Annotated in this window: 16 protein-coding genes and 1 other annotated feature; of the genes, 13 read left to right on the forward strand and 3 right to left on the reverse strand. The window is 41.4% G+C overall.

The features are described from left to right. Positions 1 to 39 precede the first annotated feature (39 nt). From hpf to JJ692_RS04890, 4 genes are all read left to right on the forward strand, one after another. A complete protein-coding gene (gene hpf, locus JJ692_RS04875) occupies positions 40 to 603 on the forward strand; it encodes a ribosome hibernation-promoting factor, HPF/YfiA family (RefSeq protein ID WP_024423608.1) in 564 nt (187 codons plus the stop codon). A 198-nt stretch (positions 604 to 801) separates the two neighbouring features. Beyond that, positions 802 to 3327 (forward strand): preprotein translocase subunit SecA, encoded by a 2526-nt coding sequence (secA, locus tag JJ692_RS04880; protein WP_024423607.1) that lies wholly within the window; start codon positions 802 to 804, stop codon positions 3325 to 3327. A 67-nt stretch (positions 3328 to 3394) separates the two neighbouring features. Continuing rightward, a protein-coding gene (gene prfB / locus JJ692_RS04885) for a peptide chain release factor 2 (protein WP_098677688.1) occupies positions 3395 to 4496 on the forward strand; the annotation gives its coding sequence in 2 pieces (ribosomal slippage) (positions 3395 to 3466 and positions 3468 to 4496; 1101 coding nt in all). Between the two features lie 124 nt (positions 4497 to 4620). Next, positions 4621 to 6414: a M3 family oligoendopeptidase gene (locus JJ692_RS04890; RefSeq protein ID WP_206534284.1), complete on the forward strand. Its 1794-nt coding sequence runs from the start codon at positions 4621 to 4623 to the stop codon at positions 6412 to 6414. Positions 6415 to 6430: 16 nt separating this feature from the next. On the opposite strand, the gene JJ692_RS04895 is transcribed toward JJ692_RS04890, so the two are convergent. Next, positions 6431 to 7165, reverse strand: a complete 735-nt coding sequence (locus tag JJ692_RS04895) for an alpha/beta family hydrolase (RefSeq protein ID WP_206534285.1) — start codon at positions 7163 to 7165, stop codon at positions 6431 to 6433. 189 nt (positions 7166 to 7354) lie between these two features. On the opposite strand from JJ692_RS04895, the gene JJ692_RS04900 reads away from it, so the two are divergent. The 5 genes from JJ692_RS04900 to JJ692_RS04920 all read left to right on the forward strand — a co-directional run bounded on the left by JJ692_RS04900 (position 7355) and on the right by JJ692_RS04920 (position 11907). Beyond that, entirely contained in the window at positions 7355 to 8203 is an 849-nt protein-coding gene (locus JJ692_RS04900) for a YitT family protein (protein ID WP_024426245.1), read from the forward strand. Positions 8204 to 8251: 48 nt separating this feature from the next. Continuing rightward, positions 8252 to 8581 carry a cytochrome c551 gene (cccB, locus tag JJ692_RS04905; RefSeq protein ID WP_206534286.1) on the forward strand — a complete coding sequence of 110 codons (330 nt, stop codon included), beginning with the start codon at positions 8252 to 8254 and terminating at the stop codon, positions 8579 to 8581. 383 nt (positions 8582 to 8964) lie between these two features. Beyond that, on the forward strand, positions 8965 to 9651 hold the full coding sequence (gene ftsE / locus JJ692_RS04910) for a cell division ATP-binding protein FtsE (protein ID WP_024423601.1): 687 nt from the start codon (positions 8965 to 8967) through the stop codon (positions 9649 to 9651). Continuing rightward, on the forward strand, positions 9644 to 10534 hold the full coding sequence (gene ftsX / locus JJ692_RS04915) for a permease-like cell division protein FtsX (RefSeq protein ID WP_024423600.1): 891 nt from the start codon (positions 9644 to 9646) through the stop codon (positions 10532 to 10534). The genes ftsE and ftsX overlap by 8 nt, the downstream gene beginning before the upstream one ends. A gap of 110 nt (positions 10535 to 10644) precedes the next feature. Beyond that, a complete protein-coding gene (locus tag JJ692_RS04920) occupies positions 10645 to 11907 on the forward strand; it encodes a murein hydrolase activator EnvC family protein (protein ID WP_034623763.1) in 1263 nt (420 codons plus the stop codon). A 49-nt stretch (positions 11908 to 11956) separates the two neighbouring features. Here JJ692_RS04920 and JJ692_RS04925 read toward each other — a convergent pair whose 3' ends face one another. After that, entirely contained in the window at positions 11957 to 12697 is a 741-nt protein-coding gene (locus tag JJ692_RS04925) for a sulfite exporter TauE/SafE family protein (protein ID WP_024423598.1), read from the reverse strand. Between the two features lie 153 nt (positions 12698 to 12850). On the opposite strand from JJ692_RS04925, the gene ctpB reads away from it, so the two are divergent. The 3 genes from ctpB (at position 12851) to JJ692_RS04940 (ending at position 16253) form a co-directional block, all read left to right on the forward strand. Then, positions 12851 to 14299 carry a carboxy-terminal processing protease CtpB gene (gene ctpB / locus JJ692_RS04930; RefSeq protein ID WP_044335916.1) on the forward strand — a complete coding sequence of 483 codons (1449 nt, stop codon included), beginning with the start codon at positions 12851 to 12853 and terminating at the stop codon, positions 14297 to 14299. A 344-nt stretch (positions 14300 to 14643) separates the two neighbouring features. Continuing rightward, positions 14644 to 14997, forward strand: coding sequence for a swarming motility protein SwrAA (locus tag JJ692_RS04935; protein WP_007500014.1), 354 nt, complete (start codon positions 14644 to 14646; stop codon positions 14995 to 14997). Between the two features lie 68 nt (positions 14998 to 15065). Then, a complete protein-coding gene (locus JJ692_RS04940; protein WP_024423596.1) occupies positions 15066 to 16253 on the forward strand; it encodes a PDZ domain-containing protein in 1188 nt (395 codons plus the stop codon). Between the two features lie 10 nt (positions 16254 to 16263). On the opposite strand, the gene JJ692_RS04945 is transcribed toward JJ692_RS04940, so the two are convergent. After that, entirely contained in the window at positions 16264 to 16629 is a 366-nt protein-coding gene (locus JJ692_RS04945; protein WP_024423595.1) for a winged helix-turn-helix transcriptional regulator, read from the reverse strand. Positions 16630 to 16856: 227 nt separating this feature from the next. Between JJ692_RS04945 and JJ692_RS04950 the strand changes: the two genes are divergently transcribed. Next, complete coding sequence (locus JJ692_RS04950; protein WP_024423594.1) at positions 16857 to 17531, forward strand: NAD(P)H-dependent oxidoreductase; 675 nt, start codon at positions 16857 to 16859, stop codon at positions 17529 to 17531. An 89-nt stretch (positions 17532 to 17620) separates the two neighbouring features. After that, positions 17621 to 17845 (forward strand) — a binding site (T-box leader). The last annotated feature ends 2 nt before the right edge of the window (positions 17846 to 17847 follow it).

Raw genomic sequence — 17847 nt, forward strand, 5'->3', positions numbered from 1 at the left:
GGTTTACATATCCTTAATTTTAAAGGAGGCGTTCTTTACATGAATTACAATGTCAGAGGAGAAAACATCGACGTAACACCTGCACTAAGAGATCATGTCGAGAAAAAAATTGGAAAGCTGGAGCGTTATTTTGAGACAGATGTAGATGCTTCAGTCAACGTGAACTTGAAGTTTTACAACGATCAAGAATCTAAAGTTGAGGTTACCATTCCAATGACTGATCTAGCACTTCGAGCTGAGGTGCATAATGAGGATATGTACAATGCAGTAGACCTAGCAGCCAGTAAATTAGAACGTCAAATTAGAAAGCACAAAACAAAAGTAAACCGTAAATTCCGCGAGCAAGGTGCCAAAAAGCACTTATTTGCTGGAGGAAATGGTACGGCTGAAGTAGCAGTTCAAGATGACGAAGAGATTGATGAAACAGAAATCGTCAGACAAAAACGTTTCAACTTAAAGCCGATGGATAGTGAAGAGGCCATTCTCCAAATGAACATGTTAGGTCATAGTTTCTTCGTTTTCACAAATGCTGAGACAAATTTGACCAATGTGGTTTATCGCCGAAATGACGGTAAATATGGACTCATTGAGCCAAACGCTTAAATATCAGTTGATGCTGATTTAAAAACAACCTAAATAAAGTAAACCCGTTCCCTTCATTAGGGGCGGGTTTTTTGTGCGAAATTATGGCAAATTCTTTGGAAATGAAAGAAGGTATGGTATGATAAATGCAGGTAAATATGGACCTGTCAAACTTTTGGACATGCCGAAAAATTGCATGAAATAGAGGAGCGTTATTATATGCTTGGAATCTTAAACAAAGTGTTTGATCCTACGAAACGTACGATCAGCCGATATGAAAAAAAGGCAAATGAAATCGAAGCTCTCGCTCAAGATTTTGAAAAATTATCTGACGAGGCTTTACGAAATAAAACGATTGAATTTAAAGAAAAACTTGAAAAAGGACAATCCGTGGATGACCTGCTGGTTGAAGCATTTGCAACGGTTCGCGAGGCATCCCGCCGCGTAACAGGAATGTTCCCGTTTAAGGTGCAGCTCATGGGGGGCATCGCGCTTCACGAAGGTAACATCGCTGAAATGAAAACAGGTGAAGGTAAAACATTGACATCAACAATGCCTGTTTATTTAAATGCTCTTTCTGGAAAAGGCGTCCACATCGTGACAGTCAACGAATATTTGGCAAGCCGTGATGCGCAGGAAATGGGCAAAATTTTTGAGTTTCTTGGTTTAACAGTCGGCTTAAACTTAAACAGCTTAGACAAAGATGAAAAAAGAGAAGCGTACGCCGCTGATATCACGTATTCAACAAACAATGAACTCGGCTTTGACTATTTACGAGATAACATGGTGCTTTACAAAGAGCAAATGGTTCAGAGACCGCTTCATTATGCCGTGATCGATGAGGTTGACTCCATTTTAATTGATGAAGCGAGAACACCTCTTATTATTTCAGGACAAGCTGCGAAATCAACAAAGCTTTATGTACAAGCCAATGCATTTGTCCGCACATTAAAAATCGAAGATGATTTCACGTATGATATTAAAACAAAAAGTGTGCAGCTGACTGAAAGCGGAATGACGAAGGCGGAAAAAGCATTCGGCATTGAGAACCTGTTTGATGTCAAACATGTCGCGCTGAACCATCACATCGCTCAGGCACTGAAGGCACATGTTGCGATGCAAAAAGACGTGGATTATGTGGTAGAAGAAGGCCAAGTAGTCATCGTTGACTCCTTCACAGGACGTTTAATGAAAGGACGCCGTTATAGTGAAGGTCTGCATCAAGCCATCGAGGCAAAAGAAGGTCTTGAAGTGCAGAACGAAAGCATGACACTAGCAACAATTACGTTCCAGAACTACTTCCGTATGTATGAAAAATTATCTGGTATGACTGGTACAGCAAAAACAGAAGAAGAAGAATTCCGTAACATTTACAACATGCAGGTTGTGTCAATCCCGACCAACCAACCAGTGGTTCGTGATGACAGACCTGATTTAATTTACCGCACAATGGATGGTAAATTTAAAGCAGTGGCTGAGGATGTTGCGCAGCGCTATATGACAGGGCAGCCAGTTCTTGTCGGAACAGTAGCAGTTGAGACATCTGAGCTTATTTCTAAGCTGCTTAAAAATAAAGGCATTCCTCATCAAGTGTTAAACGCAAAAAACCATGAGCGTGAAGCACAAATTATTGAAGAGGCTGGTCAAAAAGGTGCTGTGACCATTGCAACAAACATGGCAGGACGTGGTACAGACATCAAGCTTGGCGAAGGTGTAAAAGAACTTGGTGGTCTGGCTGTTATCGGGACAGAGCGTCATGAATCCCGTCGTATTGATAACCAGCTTCGCGGACGTTCTGGACGTCAAGGAGACCCAGGGATTACCCAATTCTATCTCTCCATGGAAGATGAATTGATGCGCCGATTTGGTGCAGAGCGGACGATGGCGATGCTTGACCGCTTTGGCATGGATGACTCTACACCAATCCAAAGTAAAATGGTGTCTAAAGCCGTTGAATCATCTCAAAAACGTGTAGAGGGGAACAACTTTGATTCCCGTAAGCAGCTTCTGCAATACGACGATGTGCTTCGTCAACAGCGTGAAGTAATCTACAAACAGCGTTTTGAAGTCATCGATTCTGACAACTTAAAATCAATTGTCATCAATATGATCCAATCTTCAATTGAGCGTGCTGTGGGATCTTATACACCAAAAGAAGAGCTGCCTGAAGAATGGAAACTAGATGGTCTTGTTGAATTAATCAACACGAACTATTTAGACGAAGGTGCCATTACGGTCAAAGATATCTTCGGTAAAGAAGCAGATGAAATCACAAGCTTCATCATGGATCGTATTAAAGAAAAATACGATGCAAAAGAAGAAACATTTGGCGAAGAACAAATGCGTGAATTTGAAAAAGTCATCGTTCTTCGTGCGGTGGATTCGAAGTGGATGGACCATATCGATGCAATGGATCAGCTGCGTCAAGGTATTCATTTACGTGCGTACGCACAAACGAATCCGCTTCGTGAATACCAAATGGAAGGATTTGCGATGTTTGAGCATATGGTTGCTTCAATTGAAGATGACGTGGCCAAGTATGTCTTGAAATCAGAAATCCAAAACAACCTAGAACGTGAAGAAGTGGTTCAAGGTCAAACAACGGCTCATCAGCCGCAAGAGGGCGATGAGGAGAAGACAGTGAAGAAGAAGCCGGTACGTAAAGTCGTAGACATTGGACGAAACTCCCCATGTCACTGCGGAAGCGGCAAGAAATATAAAAATTGTCATGGGAAGACAGAATAAGTAATGGAAAGAGGTGAAAACCTCTTTCTATTCATGTCAGCCCCCATACATCTATGAGGTGAAGGATATGGAATTAGTAGAAATTAGACAAGAGCTTGAAAATATGGCTAGCAGGCTAGCTGATTTTAGGGGGTCTCTTTGACTTAGAAACAAAAGAGGCCAAAATCGCAGAGCTTGAAGCGACGATGTCAGAGGCTGATTTTTGGAATGATCAGCAAAAGGCTCAAGGCGTTATTAATGAAGCCAATGCACTGAAGGATTCTGTGAATTCCTACCATGAGCTCAGTGAATCACATGAAGAGCTGCAAATGACGCATGACTTATTAAAGGAAGATTATGACGAGGAGCTTCATGCAGAGCTTGAAAAAGAGCTGAAGAACTTAACGAAGCAGTTTAACGAATTTGAGCTGCAGCTTCTTTTAAGCGAACCTTATGATAAAAACAATGCCATTCTGGAGCTTCACCCAGGTGCAGGCGGTACTGAATCACAGGACTGGGGTTCTATGCTTCTGCGAATGTACACTCGCTGGGCAGAGCGCAGAGGCTTTAAGGTCGAAACGCTTGATTACCTTCCAGGTGATGAGGCAGGAATTAAGTCTGTGACTTTGCTCATCAAAGGGCATAACGCGTACGGTTACTTAAAAGCTGAAAAAGGTGTCCATCGTTTGGTTCGTATTTCTCCTTTTGATTCTTCTGGCCGCAGACATACATCCTTCGTTTCCTGTGATGTCATGCCGGAATTCAATGAAGAAATTGATATTGATATTCGGACAGAGGATATCAAGGTAGATACGTATCGTGCAAGCGGAGCAGGCGGGCAGCACGTGAATACGACGGACTCTGCCGTTCGTATCACACATATTCCAACGAATGTCGTCGTGACGTGCCAAACAGAAAGATCACAAATTAAAAACAGAGAACGTGCGATGAAAATGCTGAAATCGAAACTTTATCAAAAACGGATCGAAGAACAGCAGGCAGAATTGGATGAAATCAGAGGAGAGCAGAAAGAAATTGGCTGGGGAAGCCAAATCCGCTCTTATGTATTCCACCCTTATTCTCTTGTGAAAGACCATCGAACCAATACGGAGATGGGAAATGTTCAAGCGGTGATGGATGGAGATTTAGATTCATTTATCGATGCGTACCTGCGTTCGAAATTATCATAAAAACTCGGCTTCTTGCCGGGTTTTTTTAATTGTGAGAAAATATAATGAATATAAAGGAATACATACGACATACTGATTCTATATCCTTTGTATGATGAAATTAGCAAATAAAGGGGGAAATATTTTGGGATTAACACCATTGCAAGAAACGTGGGATTTAGATACCTTTTTTAAAGGAGGCAGTTCTTCACCAGAATTTAAGACATACCTGCAACATATTCAGCAGCTATTAGCTGAATTACGACAAAAGGTGAATGCCTTTTCAAAAGAAGATACACACATTGAAAGCAAATTAACGTCTGTCCTTGACACGTATGAAACTACATATAAAAAATTATCTCAAGCAGGTTCATTTGTAACCTGCCTCCAAGCCCAAAATACGAAGGATATGAAAGCAGGCAGCCTTCGAGGTACGATTGCCAAGCTGGAAGCTGATTTAGGAACAATCCTTGCACTGTTTGATCAAGCGCTTGCTGCTATCCCAGCAAACAAGTGGGAAGAACTGATGAATTCAACAGCCTTTTCAGATGTCCGCTACATATTAAATGAGCGGAGAGACCGTGTGAAGGATCAATTACCTGTTGAACAAGAAACGCTGATTCAAAAGCTGGCTGTAGATGGGTACCATGCGTGGGATGAGCTTTATTCCAGCTTAGTGAATAAAATTACAATTCCGTTTGAACAGCATGGAGAAACACAGATGATCTCTGTAGGCCAAGCAGAAAATGCGATGGATGATTCAGATCGTGAAGTCAGAAAGGCCGTTTACCACAACCTAGAGCATGCATGGACGCAGGATGAACATTTATTTGCTAGTACGCTCAATCACCTTGCTGGTTTTCGTTTGCAAGTGTATGAAGCAAGAGGCTGGGAGCACATTTTAAAAGAGCCGCTTGAAATTTGCCGTATGAAACAAGAAACCCTTGATGCCATGTGGTCTGTGATTGATGAACATAAGCAGCCATTCATTGATTATTTACACCGAAAAGCTGACATGCTTGGAGTGGATAAGCTGAGCTGGTTCGATGTTGGGGCTCCTATCGGCAGTGAGACCAAAATCTATCCTTATCAAGAAGCAGCTGCTTTTATTGTGAAACATTTCGCTGGATTTGGAGAAGAGCTCGCTGCTTTTACAGAAAAAGCCTTTAATGAACGCTGGGTAGAAGCTGAGGACCGTCCAAACAAACGGGTAGGCGGCTTTTGTACAAATTTCCCTGACAGCGGAGAATCACGTATTTTTATGACTTTCTCAGGAAGTCCATCCAATGTGGCGACACTAGCGCATGAACTTGGTCATTCGTTCCATCAGGAAGTGATGCAGGATGTTCGCATTCTGAATCGCAAATACGCAATGAATGTAGCTGAAACAGCGTCGACCTTTGCAGAAATGATTGTAGCTGATGCTTCATTAAAAGAAGCGGCAAATGAAGAGGAGCGTCTCAGCCTGTTAGAGGATAAGCTGCAGCGCAGTGTAGCATTCTTCATGAACATTCAATCTCGTTTCTTATTTGAACAGCGCTTTTATGAAGAGCGTAAAAAAGGAGAAGTGCCGGCTGATCGGTTGAATGAATTGATGGTCGAAGCGCAGAAGGAAGCGTTCGGTGACTCATTAGATGAATACCATCCGCATTTCTGGGCGTCTAAGCTGCATTTCCATATCACGAATGTTCCATTTTATAATTTCCCATACACCTTTGGATACATGTTCTCGTTAGGAATTTATGCAAAAGCATTGCAGGCTGGTACATCGTTTGAAGAGAAATACATTGCATTATTAAAGGATACTGCTTCAATGACAGTAGAAGATTTAGCCAAAAAGCATCTAGGCGTTGACCTTACCCAAAAAGCATTTTGGGAAGAAGCCATTCGTTTGGCTGTAGCAGATGCTGAAGAATTTTTAGAAGTGACAAAAAAATAATAATGAAAAGCTCCCATTACGGGAGCTTTTTTGCTGGCTTCAGCCAGTCAAGCATTGTCTGAATGAGATCATTTTGCTGCGACAGGGCTGGAATGTCCGCTGGCTGATCCCCTTTTTGTTTGCCATACATGCCAAATTGCGCATGATTCCCGCCTTTTATTTCATGATAAACGGTTTGAGACGGCAGATTTGCTTTCGATTTCTTGATTTTCTCTTGTGTTGCCAGCCCATCCTTTTCACCTGAAATAGAGAGGACTTTTAGTGACGATTGTTTTAGGTCGTCTGATGCTGGATAAGATGCTAGGAAAAAGAGTCCATCGAGCTTGCTCTGATTTTTTTCCGCAAACATAGCGGCAGCTGCCCCGCCAAGTGAATGTCCGCCAATATACCAGTGTTTGATTGTTTGGTGATCTTTGATAATGTCCTGCGCTTTGTTTGGATTGAAAATCGCAAAGGAAAATGGCATGTCAGGGATAAAGACAGAGTAGCCTTTTTTCATCAGCGTATCCCCGATATAGGCATACGCAAGTGGTTCCACCTTTGCCCCAGGATAGAGAATGATGCCAGTATCACTTTTTGGTGCTTCAAATGTATAAACATTGTTTTTATGTTCCACTTGCTCAATGTTGACCTGTTTTTTTAATGCTTCTGATGGTCCATATGTAAAGCGGCTCCATGTATAGAAAGCACCAAAAGCTAAGATGATCAGTGCAAGTAATGTCATACCTGTTATCTTCAGTATTTTCTTCATCGCATGCCCCTTCTTTCTCATGTACATATTAAATATACCATCATTTACTCCTATGCCAACCGGCAAGTGCGCTGATCCGTCTGTGTGATAAAGTATTAATCCATTAGCACTGCATTTGGCTGTTATTTACAATCGTTTTAAGAGGGCTTAAAATAGGTGTGCATTCAGAAGTAACGGAGGAAGAAAGACATGAAGCAGGGACATTCACAATTTTGGATCGAAGTGAAAAATTATTTGTTCATTTTAATCGGATCAGCCATCGTGGCGATTGGATTTAATACGTTATTATTACCGAATCAGATCGCAGCAGGCGGTGTGAGCGGCATTAGTACCATTATGCAGTCATTCGGCTTTGAAGCGGCTTATGTGCAATGGGGGCTCAATATTCCACTGTTTATCGCTGGCTTTTATTTATTAGGCGGTACATTTGGAGTGAAAACACTCGTTGGCTCGATTTTTTTACCTTTCATGGTGTTTGTCACAAGACATATTGCACCTGTCACACATGAAGCACTGCTGGCGGCTATTTTTGGCGGTGTGGTCATTGGGATCGGAATAGGGCTCGTGTTCCTTGGGAATGGATCAACGGGTGGAACGGCACTCGCTGCCAAAATCATCAATAAGTACACAGGACTCACGCTAGGCACCTGTTTAGCGATGATGGATGGCTTGATTGTTCTGGCTGCGATGACGGTCTTTGGAATTGAAGAGGGGCTATACGCTGTCATTGGTGTGTTTATTTCTAGTAAAACGATTGATGTGGTACAGGCTGGCTTCAGTCATTCAAAAATGGCAATGATCATTACAGGGCATGAAGATGAGGTCAGACAGGCGGTTTTTGATCAAATTGACCGTGGTGTGACGAAGATCTCAGCAGTCGGAGGATATACCGATCATGACCGCCCAATTTTGATGTGTGTCGTTGGGCAGTCACAATTCACAAAGTTGAAACAAGTGGTGAAAGCAATCGATGCATCAGCATTTGTCATCGTGATGGATGCAAAAGAGGTGCTTGGTGAGGGTTTTAAAAGGGCATAAACAAGGATATAATAGCGTTGACCAAATGATTGTAAGGGAGGGAAATAGATGAAAAAAAGCGGATTAACGATGCTGTTTGCAGCGATGCTTCTTGTTCTCGCGGCTTGTGGAGGAAATTCAAGCAACAGTGATAAAGAAGGCAGCAAAAGTGCTTCATCTGTGAGCAGTGGTGAGGAGATCTATCAGCAAAACTGTATTGGCTGTCATGGGAAAGACCTATCTGGCGGAGGCGGACCAAGCCTGAAAGAAGTAGGGAAGAAATATAATGAAAGCCAAATCGCAGATATTGCGCAAAACGGTAAAGGCTCTATGCCAAGCGGTATGGTAGATGAGAAGCAAGCAAAAGAAGTAGCAAAATGGCTTGCAGAGAAAAAATAAAACCTTTGTCTAATCGACAAGGTTTTTTTGTTTTTTTATATGTAGAAAAAGACTTTTAGATAGTATGAAAACGCATTATATTAAATTTTATTTAAAAAATAAGGGTATAAAGGCACGTTTTTCGGTTTTGATTATTCTATTTACCTTTTATTTATAAGTTTTGAAATATAAATGTAATACCATTGCGTCGATTCATGACGTATAATTGGAGTTGTTGAAAATGAGACGATTCAATTTTTTCATCTTTTTGGATGAAAAGGACATAAATTGTTAGTAAGTATCGAAGGGTATGTGCGTGACCATACATAACGTTTTTTGACGAGAAGTGTCAAAACATCATGATAAGCTGTTAGTCAGCGAATAAGAAAAGATTAGGTGATTACATGATTCAAATGAAGGAAGTCTACAAGATCTATCCTAATGGCGTAAAGGCGATCAATGGAATCAATGTCTCTATCCATCCAGGAGAGTTTGTGTATGTTGTTGGTCCCAGTGGTGCTGGTAAATCCACTTTCATCAAAATGATGTATCGTGAAGAGAAGCCAACCAAAGGGCAAATCTTAATTAATAACAAAGATTTAGGATCAATGAAGGAAAAAGAAATTCCTTACGTAAGAAGAGAAATTGGCGTAGTATTCCAAGATTTCAAGCTGCTTCCAACTCTTACTGTGTTTGAGAACGTAGCATTTGCTCTTGAAGTGATTGGTGAACAGCCTCATATCATTAAGAAAAAAGTGCTTGATGTTCTCGATCTGGTTCAGCTAAAGCACAGAGCGCGTCAATTTCCTGACCAGCTGTCCGGCGGTGAACAGCAGCGTGTGTCTATTGCCCGCTCGATTGTCAATAGCCCTGAGGTCGTCATTGCAGATGAGCCGACAGGAAACCTTGATCCAGACACTTCTTGGGAAATCATGAAGACGCTCGAAGAGATTAATAACCGCGGGACAACAGTGGTTATGGCGACACACAACAAAGAAATTGTAAACACCATGAAGAAACGCGTCATTGCAATCGAAGATGGAATGATTGTGCGTGACGAAGCAAGAGGGGAGTACGGAATTTATGATTAAAACTCTCTCGCGGCATTTACGTGAGAGCTTCCGTTCACTTGGAAGAAACACGTGGATGACATTTGCATCAATTAGTGCGGTTACTGTCACATTGATTTTAGTTGGGGTTTTCCTTGTGATTATGCTCAACTTGAATAACATGGCATCGAACGCTGAAAAAGAAGTAGAAGTAAAAGTATTAATCGAATTAACGGCGAATCAAAAGCAGCAGGATGAATTAAAAGCAGAAATTGAAAAGATTCCTGAAATCAGTGATGTGAAGTACTCATCTAAGGATGACGAACTGAAAGCACTGATTAAAAGCTTTGGAGAAAATGGACAATCCATGGGACTTGTTGATCAAGAAAATCCATTAAACGATGCGTTTATTGTGAAAACAACAGATCCTCACGATACACCAAAAGTAGCGAAGAAATTAGAAAAACTAAAGGGTACATATAAAGTAACCTATGGAAAAGAAGAGGTCAGCCGACTCTTTAATGTAGTCGGAGTAGCGCGTAATGTCGGTATTGTGCTCATTATTGGGCTGTTATTTACAGCTATGTTCTTAATCTCCAATACGATCAAAATTACGATTTTTGCTAGACGTAAAGAAATTGAGATTATGAAGCTGGTAGGTGCAACGAACTGGTTTATCCGCTGGCCATTCTTCATTGAAGGATTATTGCTTGGTGTATTTGGTTCCATTATACCAATTGCCCTATTGCTTGGCACGTATCAATATGCAGTAGGCTGGGTCGCACCGAGAGTACAAGGCTCATTTATTTCAATGCTTCCATACAACCCGTTTGTCTATCAAGTATCACTAATCCTGCTAGTGATCGGGGCAATTATTGGTGTATGGGGAAGCTTAACGTCTATCCGTAAATTCTTAAAAGTATAAATATATTTTGATGGCAGCATTCGAGGATTCTATAGAAGATGTGACCGGTTGATCTGATTCATCCGGTCGGCTCTTCATGTCGACAGTTGTCATGGGAGGGGAATATCGTTTTGAAAAGAAAGCTGATGATGGCTGGAATGGCAGCGTTTATTGGAACAACGTGGCTATACATTCCAGGTAACGAGAATCGTGCATTCGCATACGAAGACCTAGATCAAAAACGTCAACAAATCGAAGAGAAAACATCGAAGACTGAATCAAGCTTGAAGAAGAAGAAGTCAGAGCTGGCAAAGCTTGAAAAGAAAGAATCAAAGCTCAAGAAAGAAATTGAACAAATTGACCAAAAGGTAAGTACTGCAACTGAAAAAGTCGCTGAAAAAGAGAAAGAAGTTAAAAAAACGAAGCAAGAGATCAAGAAGCTAAAAAAAGACATTCAAGTCATCAATGAGCGAATTGAAAAAAGAAAAGCCATTTTCAAAGACCGAATTCGTTCCATGCAAAAAAGCGGCGGTACGATCAACTATTTAGATGTGCTGCTAGGTGCTCGCAGCTTTAGTGATTTTGTCGGTCGTGTTGGGGCTGTCACAACGATTGTCGAAGCAGACAAAGACATGATTACAGAACATGAAAATGATTTAAAGCTGGTGGAGCAAAAAGAAGCAGAGCTAAATAATCAGCTAAGCGGACTTGAAACATCTCTGAAAGAGCTAGAAGCACTGAAAAAAGATTTATCTAAGAAGCACAAAGAAAAAGAACACATTTTAGGTGATGTGACAGATAAAAAAAATCATGCACATGATGAACTAGGCAAGCTTGAGAATGAACAAGAAATCCTTGCGAATCAAAAAGCGGCAGTGAAATCTGAGGAAGCACACCGACAAAAGGAAGAAGCGGAGAAAGCAAAACAAGCAGCTGAAAAAAATGCACCTGCACCTCACAGCGGCGGCTCAGATCAAGTATCTGATACACCAGCAAGCAGCTCAGGCTTTATTAAACCAGCTGCAGGGCGTTTCTCATCTGGTTTTGGCGGACGTTCTGGCGGAAACCACTTCGGATTAGATATTGCAGCAAAGGGCACAGTTCCTGTCTATGCAGCAGCATCTGGAACCGTCACAAACTCAAGCTACTCATCGAGCTATGGAAATGTTGTGTTCATTACGCACAATATCAATGGACAGACGTATCAAACTGTATATGCCCATCTGTCTACAAGAAGTGTGTCAACAGGACAGAGAGTCGAACAAGGACAATTCCTTGGCTATATGGGAAATACCGGCCAATCGCATGGTCAGCATCTTCATTTTGAAATTCATAAAGGATTATGGAATGGCGCAAAATCAAATGCAGTCAATCCAGCGCAATATATCCGCTAATCAAAAAGCCGATAACATGATGTTATCGGCTTTTTTGGTCTAGATAGAATTAAAACAGCAGCAGTAATCCGGCAATAATAGGTGTTAACAGAACAGCTGATTTCAATAAGAGCTTCGGTGCAAGGCGTGTAAATTTCGCGCCGATAAATGCGCCTAATACGGTTCCAATTAATATTTGAATCAGCAAGATAAAATCAACATAACCCTCTGAAATATATCCAATTCCACCGCCGATGGAAATCGGAATAATGACAAGCATGGTCGTGCCAACGGCTTGCCTAATCGACAGCTTCAGTAAAATCAAAAGCCCTACTTGAATGAATGGTGCAGACCCGATACCAAACATGCCTGACAGCATCCCAGATACAAGGCCTAAAATAATGCCTCTTGTCATCAGCTGACGTGAAGAAAGCGGCTGCTGTTCAGCCTCTTCATTAAGAACAAATAGTTTGATCATCATAAAAACAGCGGATAAAAAAAGCATTCCTGCTGTTAAATAGTGCAGACTTTCTTCTGGAATAAAAGGAGCAACCTTAGCCCCAGCAAAAGAAGCGATACAAGCAAGAGCCCCGACAATCAAACCAGATTTCAGCTGAATGTTCCCTTCTCGGTAGTGGCTGTATGCACCTGATAGTGTCGTAAATGCCATAGCGGCTAATGACGTCCCAAGTGCGGTATGGATAGGGATATCAAAAATTAATGTAAGCAATGCGATGACAAATCCCGCCCCGCCTGCTCCTACAAAACCTAATAAAATTCCTAATAAAAGCATCGTCAAGATAATATACATAGCGAAGACTCCTTCTCAATCATAACAAAATAAAAATTACACCTAATAAAATGATTCGTCAAGCCTTCACGGGAGAATGTCTTTACATGAAATCCCTTCTTCTGGCATATAATAACTCAGGTCATCAGGAAGAGTTGAAGAAGGAGGCCAAATATGAAAAAACAAATCGCATCTATTATGGCAAGTGTCGTTCTCTTAATAAGTGCAGGTGTGATGACGCATAAAGAGGGAACTCATGCGGAGTCACCGCAAGCAGCCGCTGCAATGGCTGGACAAGCTCAATCAAGTGATAAGGCGAAAGAGAATGGGATGGAAAAGATCGAGAAAGCCTATGACCTTATTTTAAATGAATATGTAGAGGAAGTGGATCGGCAAAAGCTGCTTGAAGGCGCGATCCAAGGAATGCTTTCGACGTTAAACGATCCGTATTCAGTATACATGGACAAGCAGACCGCAAAGCAATTTTCTGATTCGCTTGATTCTTCCTTTGAGGGAATTGGGGCAGAAGTGGGGATGGATGAAGGAAAGATCATTATCGTCTCCGCCTTTAAAAAATCCCCTGCGGCAAAAGCAGGTCTAAAGCCAAAAGATGAGGTCATCAGCATTGACGGTGAGCCGATGAAAGAAAAAAGCTTAAACGATGCTGTACTGAAAATAAGAGGAAAAAAAGGTACGTCTGTCGCCTTAACAATCAAACGAAACGGGATTGAAAAAGAGCTGACGTTCCATATCAAACGAGAAGAAATCCCGCTTGAAACAGTGACTTCTTCTGTAAAAGAGGTCAATGGTCATAAAACAGGCTATATTGCGATCTCCAGCTTCTCTGAAGATACGGCGAAGGATTTCACGTCAAGCCTGAAACAGCTCGAGAAAAAGGGCATAGAAGGTCTTGTACTGGATGTGAGAGGAAACCCTGGCGGCTATCTGCAAAGTGTGGAAGATATTTTGAAACATTTTATTACGAAGGATCAGCCCTATATTCAAATCGCAGAACGGAATGGCGACCGGAAACGATATTTTTCAAAACTGAAAGAACAAAAGCCTTACCCAGTCAACGTCTTAATTGATAAAGGCAGTGCTTCCGCTTCGGAAATACTTGCTGGAGCCATGAAAGAAGCTGGAAAGTATGAAGTTGTCGGTGATGTCTCCTTTGGAAAAGGAACTGTGCAGCAGGCGGTTCCGATGGGAGATGGAAGTAATATTAAATTAACGCTGTATAAATGGCTCACGCCAAAAGGCAATTGGATTCACAAAAAAGGCGTCGTACCGACAATTGCGATTCATCAGCCGGATTACTTTACCGCAGGTCCGCTTCAGCTGAAAGAACCCCTTCAGCTTGATATGAACAATGAAGAAGTGAGACAAGCGCAGACGCTGTTAAAGGGATTGTCATTTGACCCTGGCAGAGTAGATGGATACTTTGATGAAGAAACGAAAAAGGCCGTACTTGCCTTCCAAAGCACATATAATCTCGATAAATCAGGTGTCATTGATTTAAAAACAGCAGAAATGATGAACAAAATGGTGGATGAAGTGAAATCATACGAAAAAAATGACCTTCAATTACAGACTGCACTAAAAGCACTATATCTTAAAAAATAAAGAGGCGAATAATAGCCTCTTTTTTTTGGTTCATAAGTGTCATGAACATGTAATAATTTATGATTAAAAATAAATTATATCGAGAAATATATTCATTTATTTTACAAAAAACATAACATTCCTTCAATTTTACCCGATAACATATGTATATAAGAGACTTTCTGTTGATTTAAACATGTCATGAAAATGAAACTTTTGAAAGTTGTATGTTACATAAATAATTCTTACAATAAAAAGTAGCACTCATTTTAAATATTTTATTTTTTGCGGATATTCAGCTTGAGCATTAAGCTGTACCGAGGTTTGCGCTTTTCTTAAAAGAACTAGTAAATGGGGGTACACAATTGAAAAGGGCAAGTATTGTGAGAGAGAAAAAATATTACGAGTTGGTAGAGGAACTTAAGAGTCGTACGAAAGATGTGACGTTTTCCGCTACAAAGGCATTAAGTCTGCTCATGCTGTTAAGCAGGTACTTGGTCAATTACACAACGGTAGAATCAGTCGATGAAATCGATGAAGACTGTGCTGAGATATACTTCAATTATTTAATGGATAATCATAAGAGACTTGGTATAAACTTAACCGACATCAAGAGGTCGATGCAGCTGCTCGGCGGCATACTAGATGTAGATGTCAATCACTACTTAAAAGATTTTTCACTGTCGAATGTCACACTTTGGATGAATCAGGAGAAATAAACCTGATGTCAAGCATCGATTTATTTGATAGAATAAGAGAAAATGCTTGACTTGGGCGGTGAACGATAATGAGCTCGGAGTGGATGGGAGCCGGATTAAAAGCGGTCGGTCTGTTTTTAATCCATCCTCTTTTTTATTTCATGATATTAATCAGCCTATTGCATGGCTACATCCGCGTAAAGCGGGAGAGAAAAGCGTTTCAAACAAGAATAGAAGATGTATACGATGAACTTAAATTTACATATTCAAAGGGATGGATTCTAGGGATTTGCCTATCCGTTATTTCAGTAGGCTTAGGGATTGCCCTCCCCCCTGGATTCATCGTGCTGATTGCAGCGATGACCATCGTTTTCTCTTTATTCTTTAAGGCGAGTGCGCTTTCGTCTGCATACACACTCGGTTTCAGTTTTATTGCGGCACTTGGACTGATGCATTTCCAAGTGAGTCATTCTTGGCTGCCGCAGCTCTCAATGATGAATGCATCAGCCGTTGTCATTCTGCTAGGACTTCTATTAATGACCGAGGGAATTCTAGCCTATCGAACGGCGCATTTACGTACATCGCCTGCTATGGTGATGAGTGCGAGAGGACTTTTAATTGGTCAGCAGCGGGCAAACCGTCTGTGGCTTTTACCGCTTGTTTTGCTAATGCCGGCAGGTGAATTCACTTCTTCTCTGCCATGGTGGCCGGTGCTTCAAGTGCATGATCAAAGCTTTTCATTTATTTTGATTCCATATATCATCGGATTCGGTCAGAGAATTCAAGGCTCACTGCCAATTGTTAGTATTCAAATTACAGCGCGGCGTATTCTCATGCTCGGACTCGCTGTCGCCTTATTAGGTGCTGCAAGTATTTGGTTTGAACCGATTGCTTGGGGAGCTGTATTGATTGCGGTGATAGGAAGAGCCTTTCTCTCATGGAAGCAGAGGGTCAATGACAATGCTGCCCCGTTCTACTTCTCTAAGCGTAATCAAGGGCTGATGGTGCTGGGGATTATTCCAAATACACCAGCGGCTGATTTAAAGCTTGAGATCGGAGAAGTCATCACAAAAGTGAATGGAATTGAAGTCAAAACCGTTTCGGAATTTTATGAAGCCCTTCAAACCAATCGTGCTCTAACAAAGCTCGAGATCATTGGCTTAAATGGTCAGACAAGATTTGAGAAACGTGCTTCTTACGAAGGGGAGCATCATCAGCTTGGCATCCTGTTTGTGAAGGATGATCCACAGCAAAAACCAACGGCAATTTCATCTTAAAAAAAAGCTGCTAGAGATGGCAGCTTTTTTCTTTTGGGCGCGCTTCTTTCCCGTAGGATTCGCCCCATTCACGCATGGCGAAGATGATAGGCTTTAATGTATTTCCGAGAGAAGTGAGGGAATATTCGACACGAGGGGGGACCTCCTCATAGACTTCTCTATGGACAACGCCGTCTTGTTCAAGCTCACGCAATTGCAGTGTGAGGACACGCTGAGAAATTCTTGGCAGCAGCCGGCGCAATTCATTGTAGCGTTTTGGTCCGCAAGTCAAATGATAAAGGATCACTCCTTTCCATTTCCCTCCTATGACACTTGTCGTCACTGAAACGGGACAGCCATGATTGACAATACTGACTGGGTTGGATGGTGCACTCATCTTAACACGCCTTTCTTAGACAAATTTGGTGATATACGAACAAGATGGTAACTAACGAACAAAAATGTGCGTACTTGAATCACTCGAAGCTTTTCTTATACCATAGAGATATCACATCACACATTCGGGCTGTTGTTTTTTTATCATAACAATTTCTATATGGGAATGGAAAGAAATTGGATTGATGAAACTAACGCCCTAATTGGTTAATAGAAAGGATGAATACAATGCGAGACAAAGAGCAATTAAAAAAAGAAATCATTGAGGCGTATGAGTTCCGCCATGCGACAAAAGAGTTTGATCCAACGAAAAAAATACCAGAGGATGATTTTGCATTTATTTTAGAAACAGGAAGACTTTCCCCAAGCTCTGTAGGGTTTGAGCCTTGGAAGTTCCTCGTTGTTCAAAATGAAGCATTTAGAGAAAAATTAAAAGAGTATACATGGGGAGCGCAAAAGCAGCTTCCTACTGCCAGCCATTTTGTGATCATCTTGGCAAGAACAGACGCCCGTTATGATTCAGCATATGCAGAATATATCAACAAGCAAATCAAAGGAATGTCAGACGAAACGTTCGAGATGGTGAAGGGACGCTACCAAGAATTCCAAGAGAATGATCTTCATTTGTTAGAAAATGAACGCACGCTCTTTGATTGGGCTTCAAAACAAACGTATATTGCTCTTGGAAACATGATGACAGCCGCTGCACAAATTGGCATTGATTCATGCCCGGTCGAGGGATTCAGCTACGATGAGATTCATCGCATTCTAGATGAAGAAGGGCTGCTTGAGGATGGTCAGTATGATATTTCTGTCATGGCAGCCTTTGGTTATCGTGTGACTGAGCCGAAGCGCGGCAAAACGCGCCGTCCGATGGATGAAGTCGCTGTTTGGATTCGTTAAAAGAGAATGTCTGAAAAAGGATGTTGACAATTGCGTGGTTAGTCAGTATATTTAAAAAATAAAATCTTTGATGAATATACAAATTGACTATAAACGCTTTGACTTGAGAATAGTAGATGAACATCCGTTTTTTTAGAGAGCTGCGGGGTGGTGCAACGCAGTAAAACGAATCATTGAACTCGCTCAAAGAGCGGTAAGACTGAATGAATAGTAAGTCTTTACGTGTGACCTCCGTTAACGGGTTTTAAGTTGGATTTAGCTATGGCTGAATCAATTAGAGTGGTAACGCGGTTGCAAGGTCAGTCGTCTCTTCAAG

The organism is Bacillus sp. 3a, assembly GCF_017161885.1.
Classification (GTDB): domain Bacteria; phylum Bacillota; class Bacilli; order Bacillales; family Bacillaceae; genus Bacillus; species Bacillus safensis.

Bases quoted from the DNA above. Each gene is read 5' to 3' on its own strand.
- JJ692_RS04925 (WP_024423598.1), bottom strand. From the start codon at position 12,697: ATGTATATTATCTTGACGATGCTTTTATTAGGAATTTTATTAGGTTTT.
- JJ692_RS04940 (WP_024423596.1), top strand. From the start codon at position 15,066: ATGAGCTCGGAGTGGATGGGAGCCGGATTAAAAGCGGTCGGTCTGTTT.
- secA (WP_024423607.1), top strand. From the start codon at position 802: ATGCTTGGAATCTTAAACAAAGTGTTTGATCCTACGAAACGTACGATC.
- ftsX (WP_024423600.1), top strand. From the start codon at position 9,644: ATGATTAAAACTCTCTCGCGGCATTTACGTGAGAGCTTCCGTTCACTT.
- cccB (WP_206534286.1), top strand. From the start codon at position 8,252: ATGAAAAAAAGCGGATTAACGATGCTGTTTGCAGCGATGCTTCTTGTT.
- hpf (WP_024423608.1), top strand. From the start codon at position 40: ATGAATTACAATGTCAGAGGAGAAAACATCGACGTAACACCTGCACTA.
- ftsE (WP_024423601.1), top strand. From the start codon at position 8,965: ATGATTCAAATGAAGGAAGTCTACAAGATCTATCCTAATGGCGTAAAG.
- JJ692_RS04900 (WP_024426245.1), top strand. From the start codon at position 7,355: ATGAAGCAGGGACATTCACAATTTTGGATCGAAGTGAAAAATTATTTG.
- JJ692_RS04895 (WP_206534285.1), bottom strand. From the start codon at position 7,165: ATGAAGAAAATACTGAAGATAACAGGTATGACATTACTTGCACTGATC.
- JJ692_RS04945 (WP_024423595.1), bottom strand. From the start codon at position 16,629: ATGAGTGCACCATCCAACCCAGTCAGTATTGTCAATCATGGCTGTCCC.
- JJ692_RS04950 (WP_024423594.1), top strand. From the start codon at position 16,857: ATGCGAGACAAAGAGCAATTAAAAAAAGAAATCATTGAGGCGTATGAG.
- ctpB (WP_044335916.1), top strand. From the start codon at position 12,851: ATGAAAAAACAAATCGCATCTATTATGGCAAGTGTCGTTCTCTTAATA.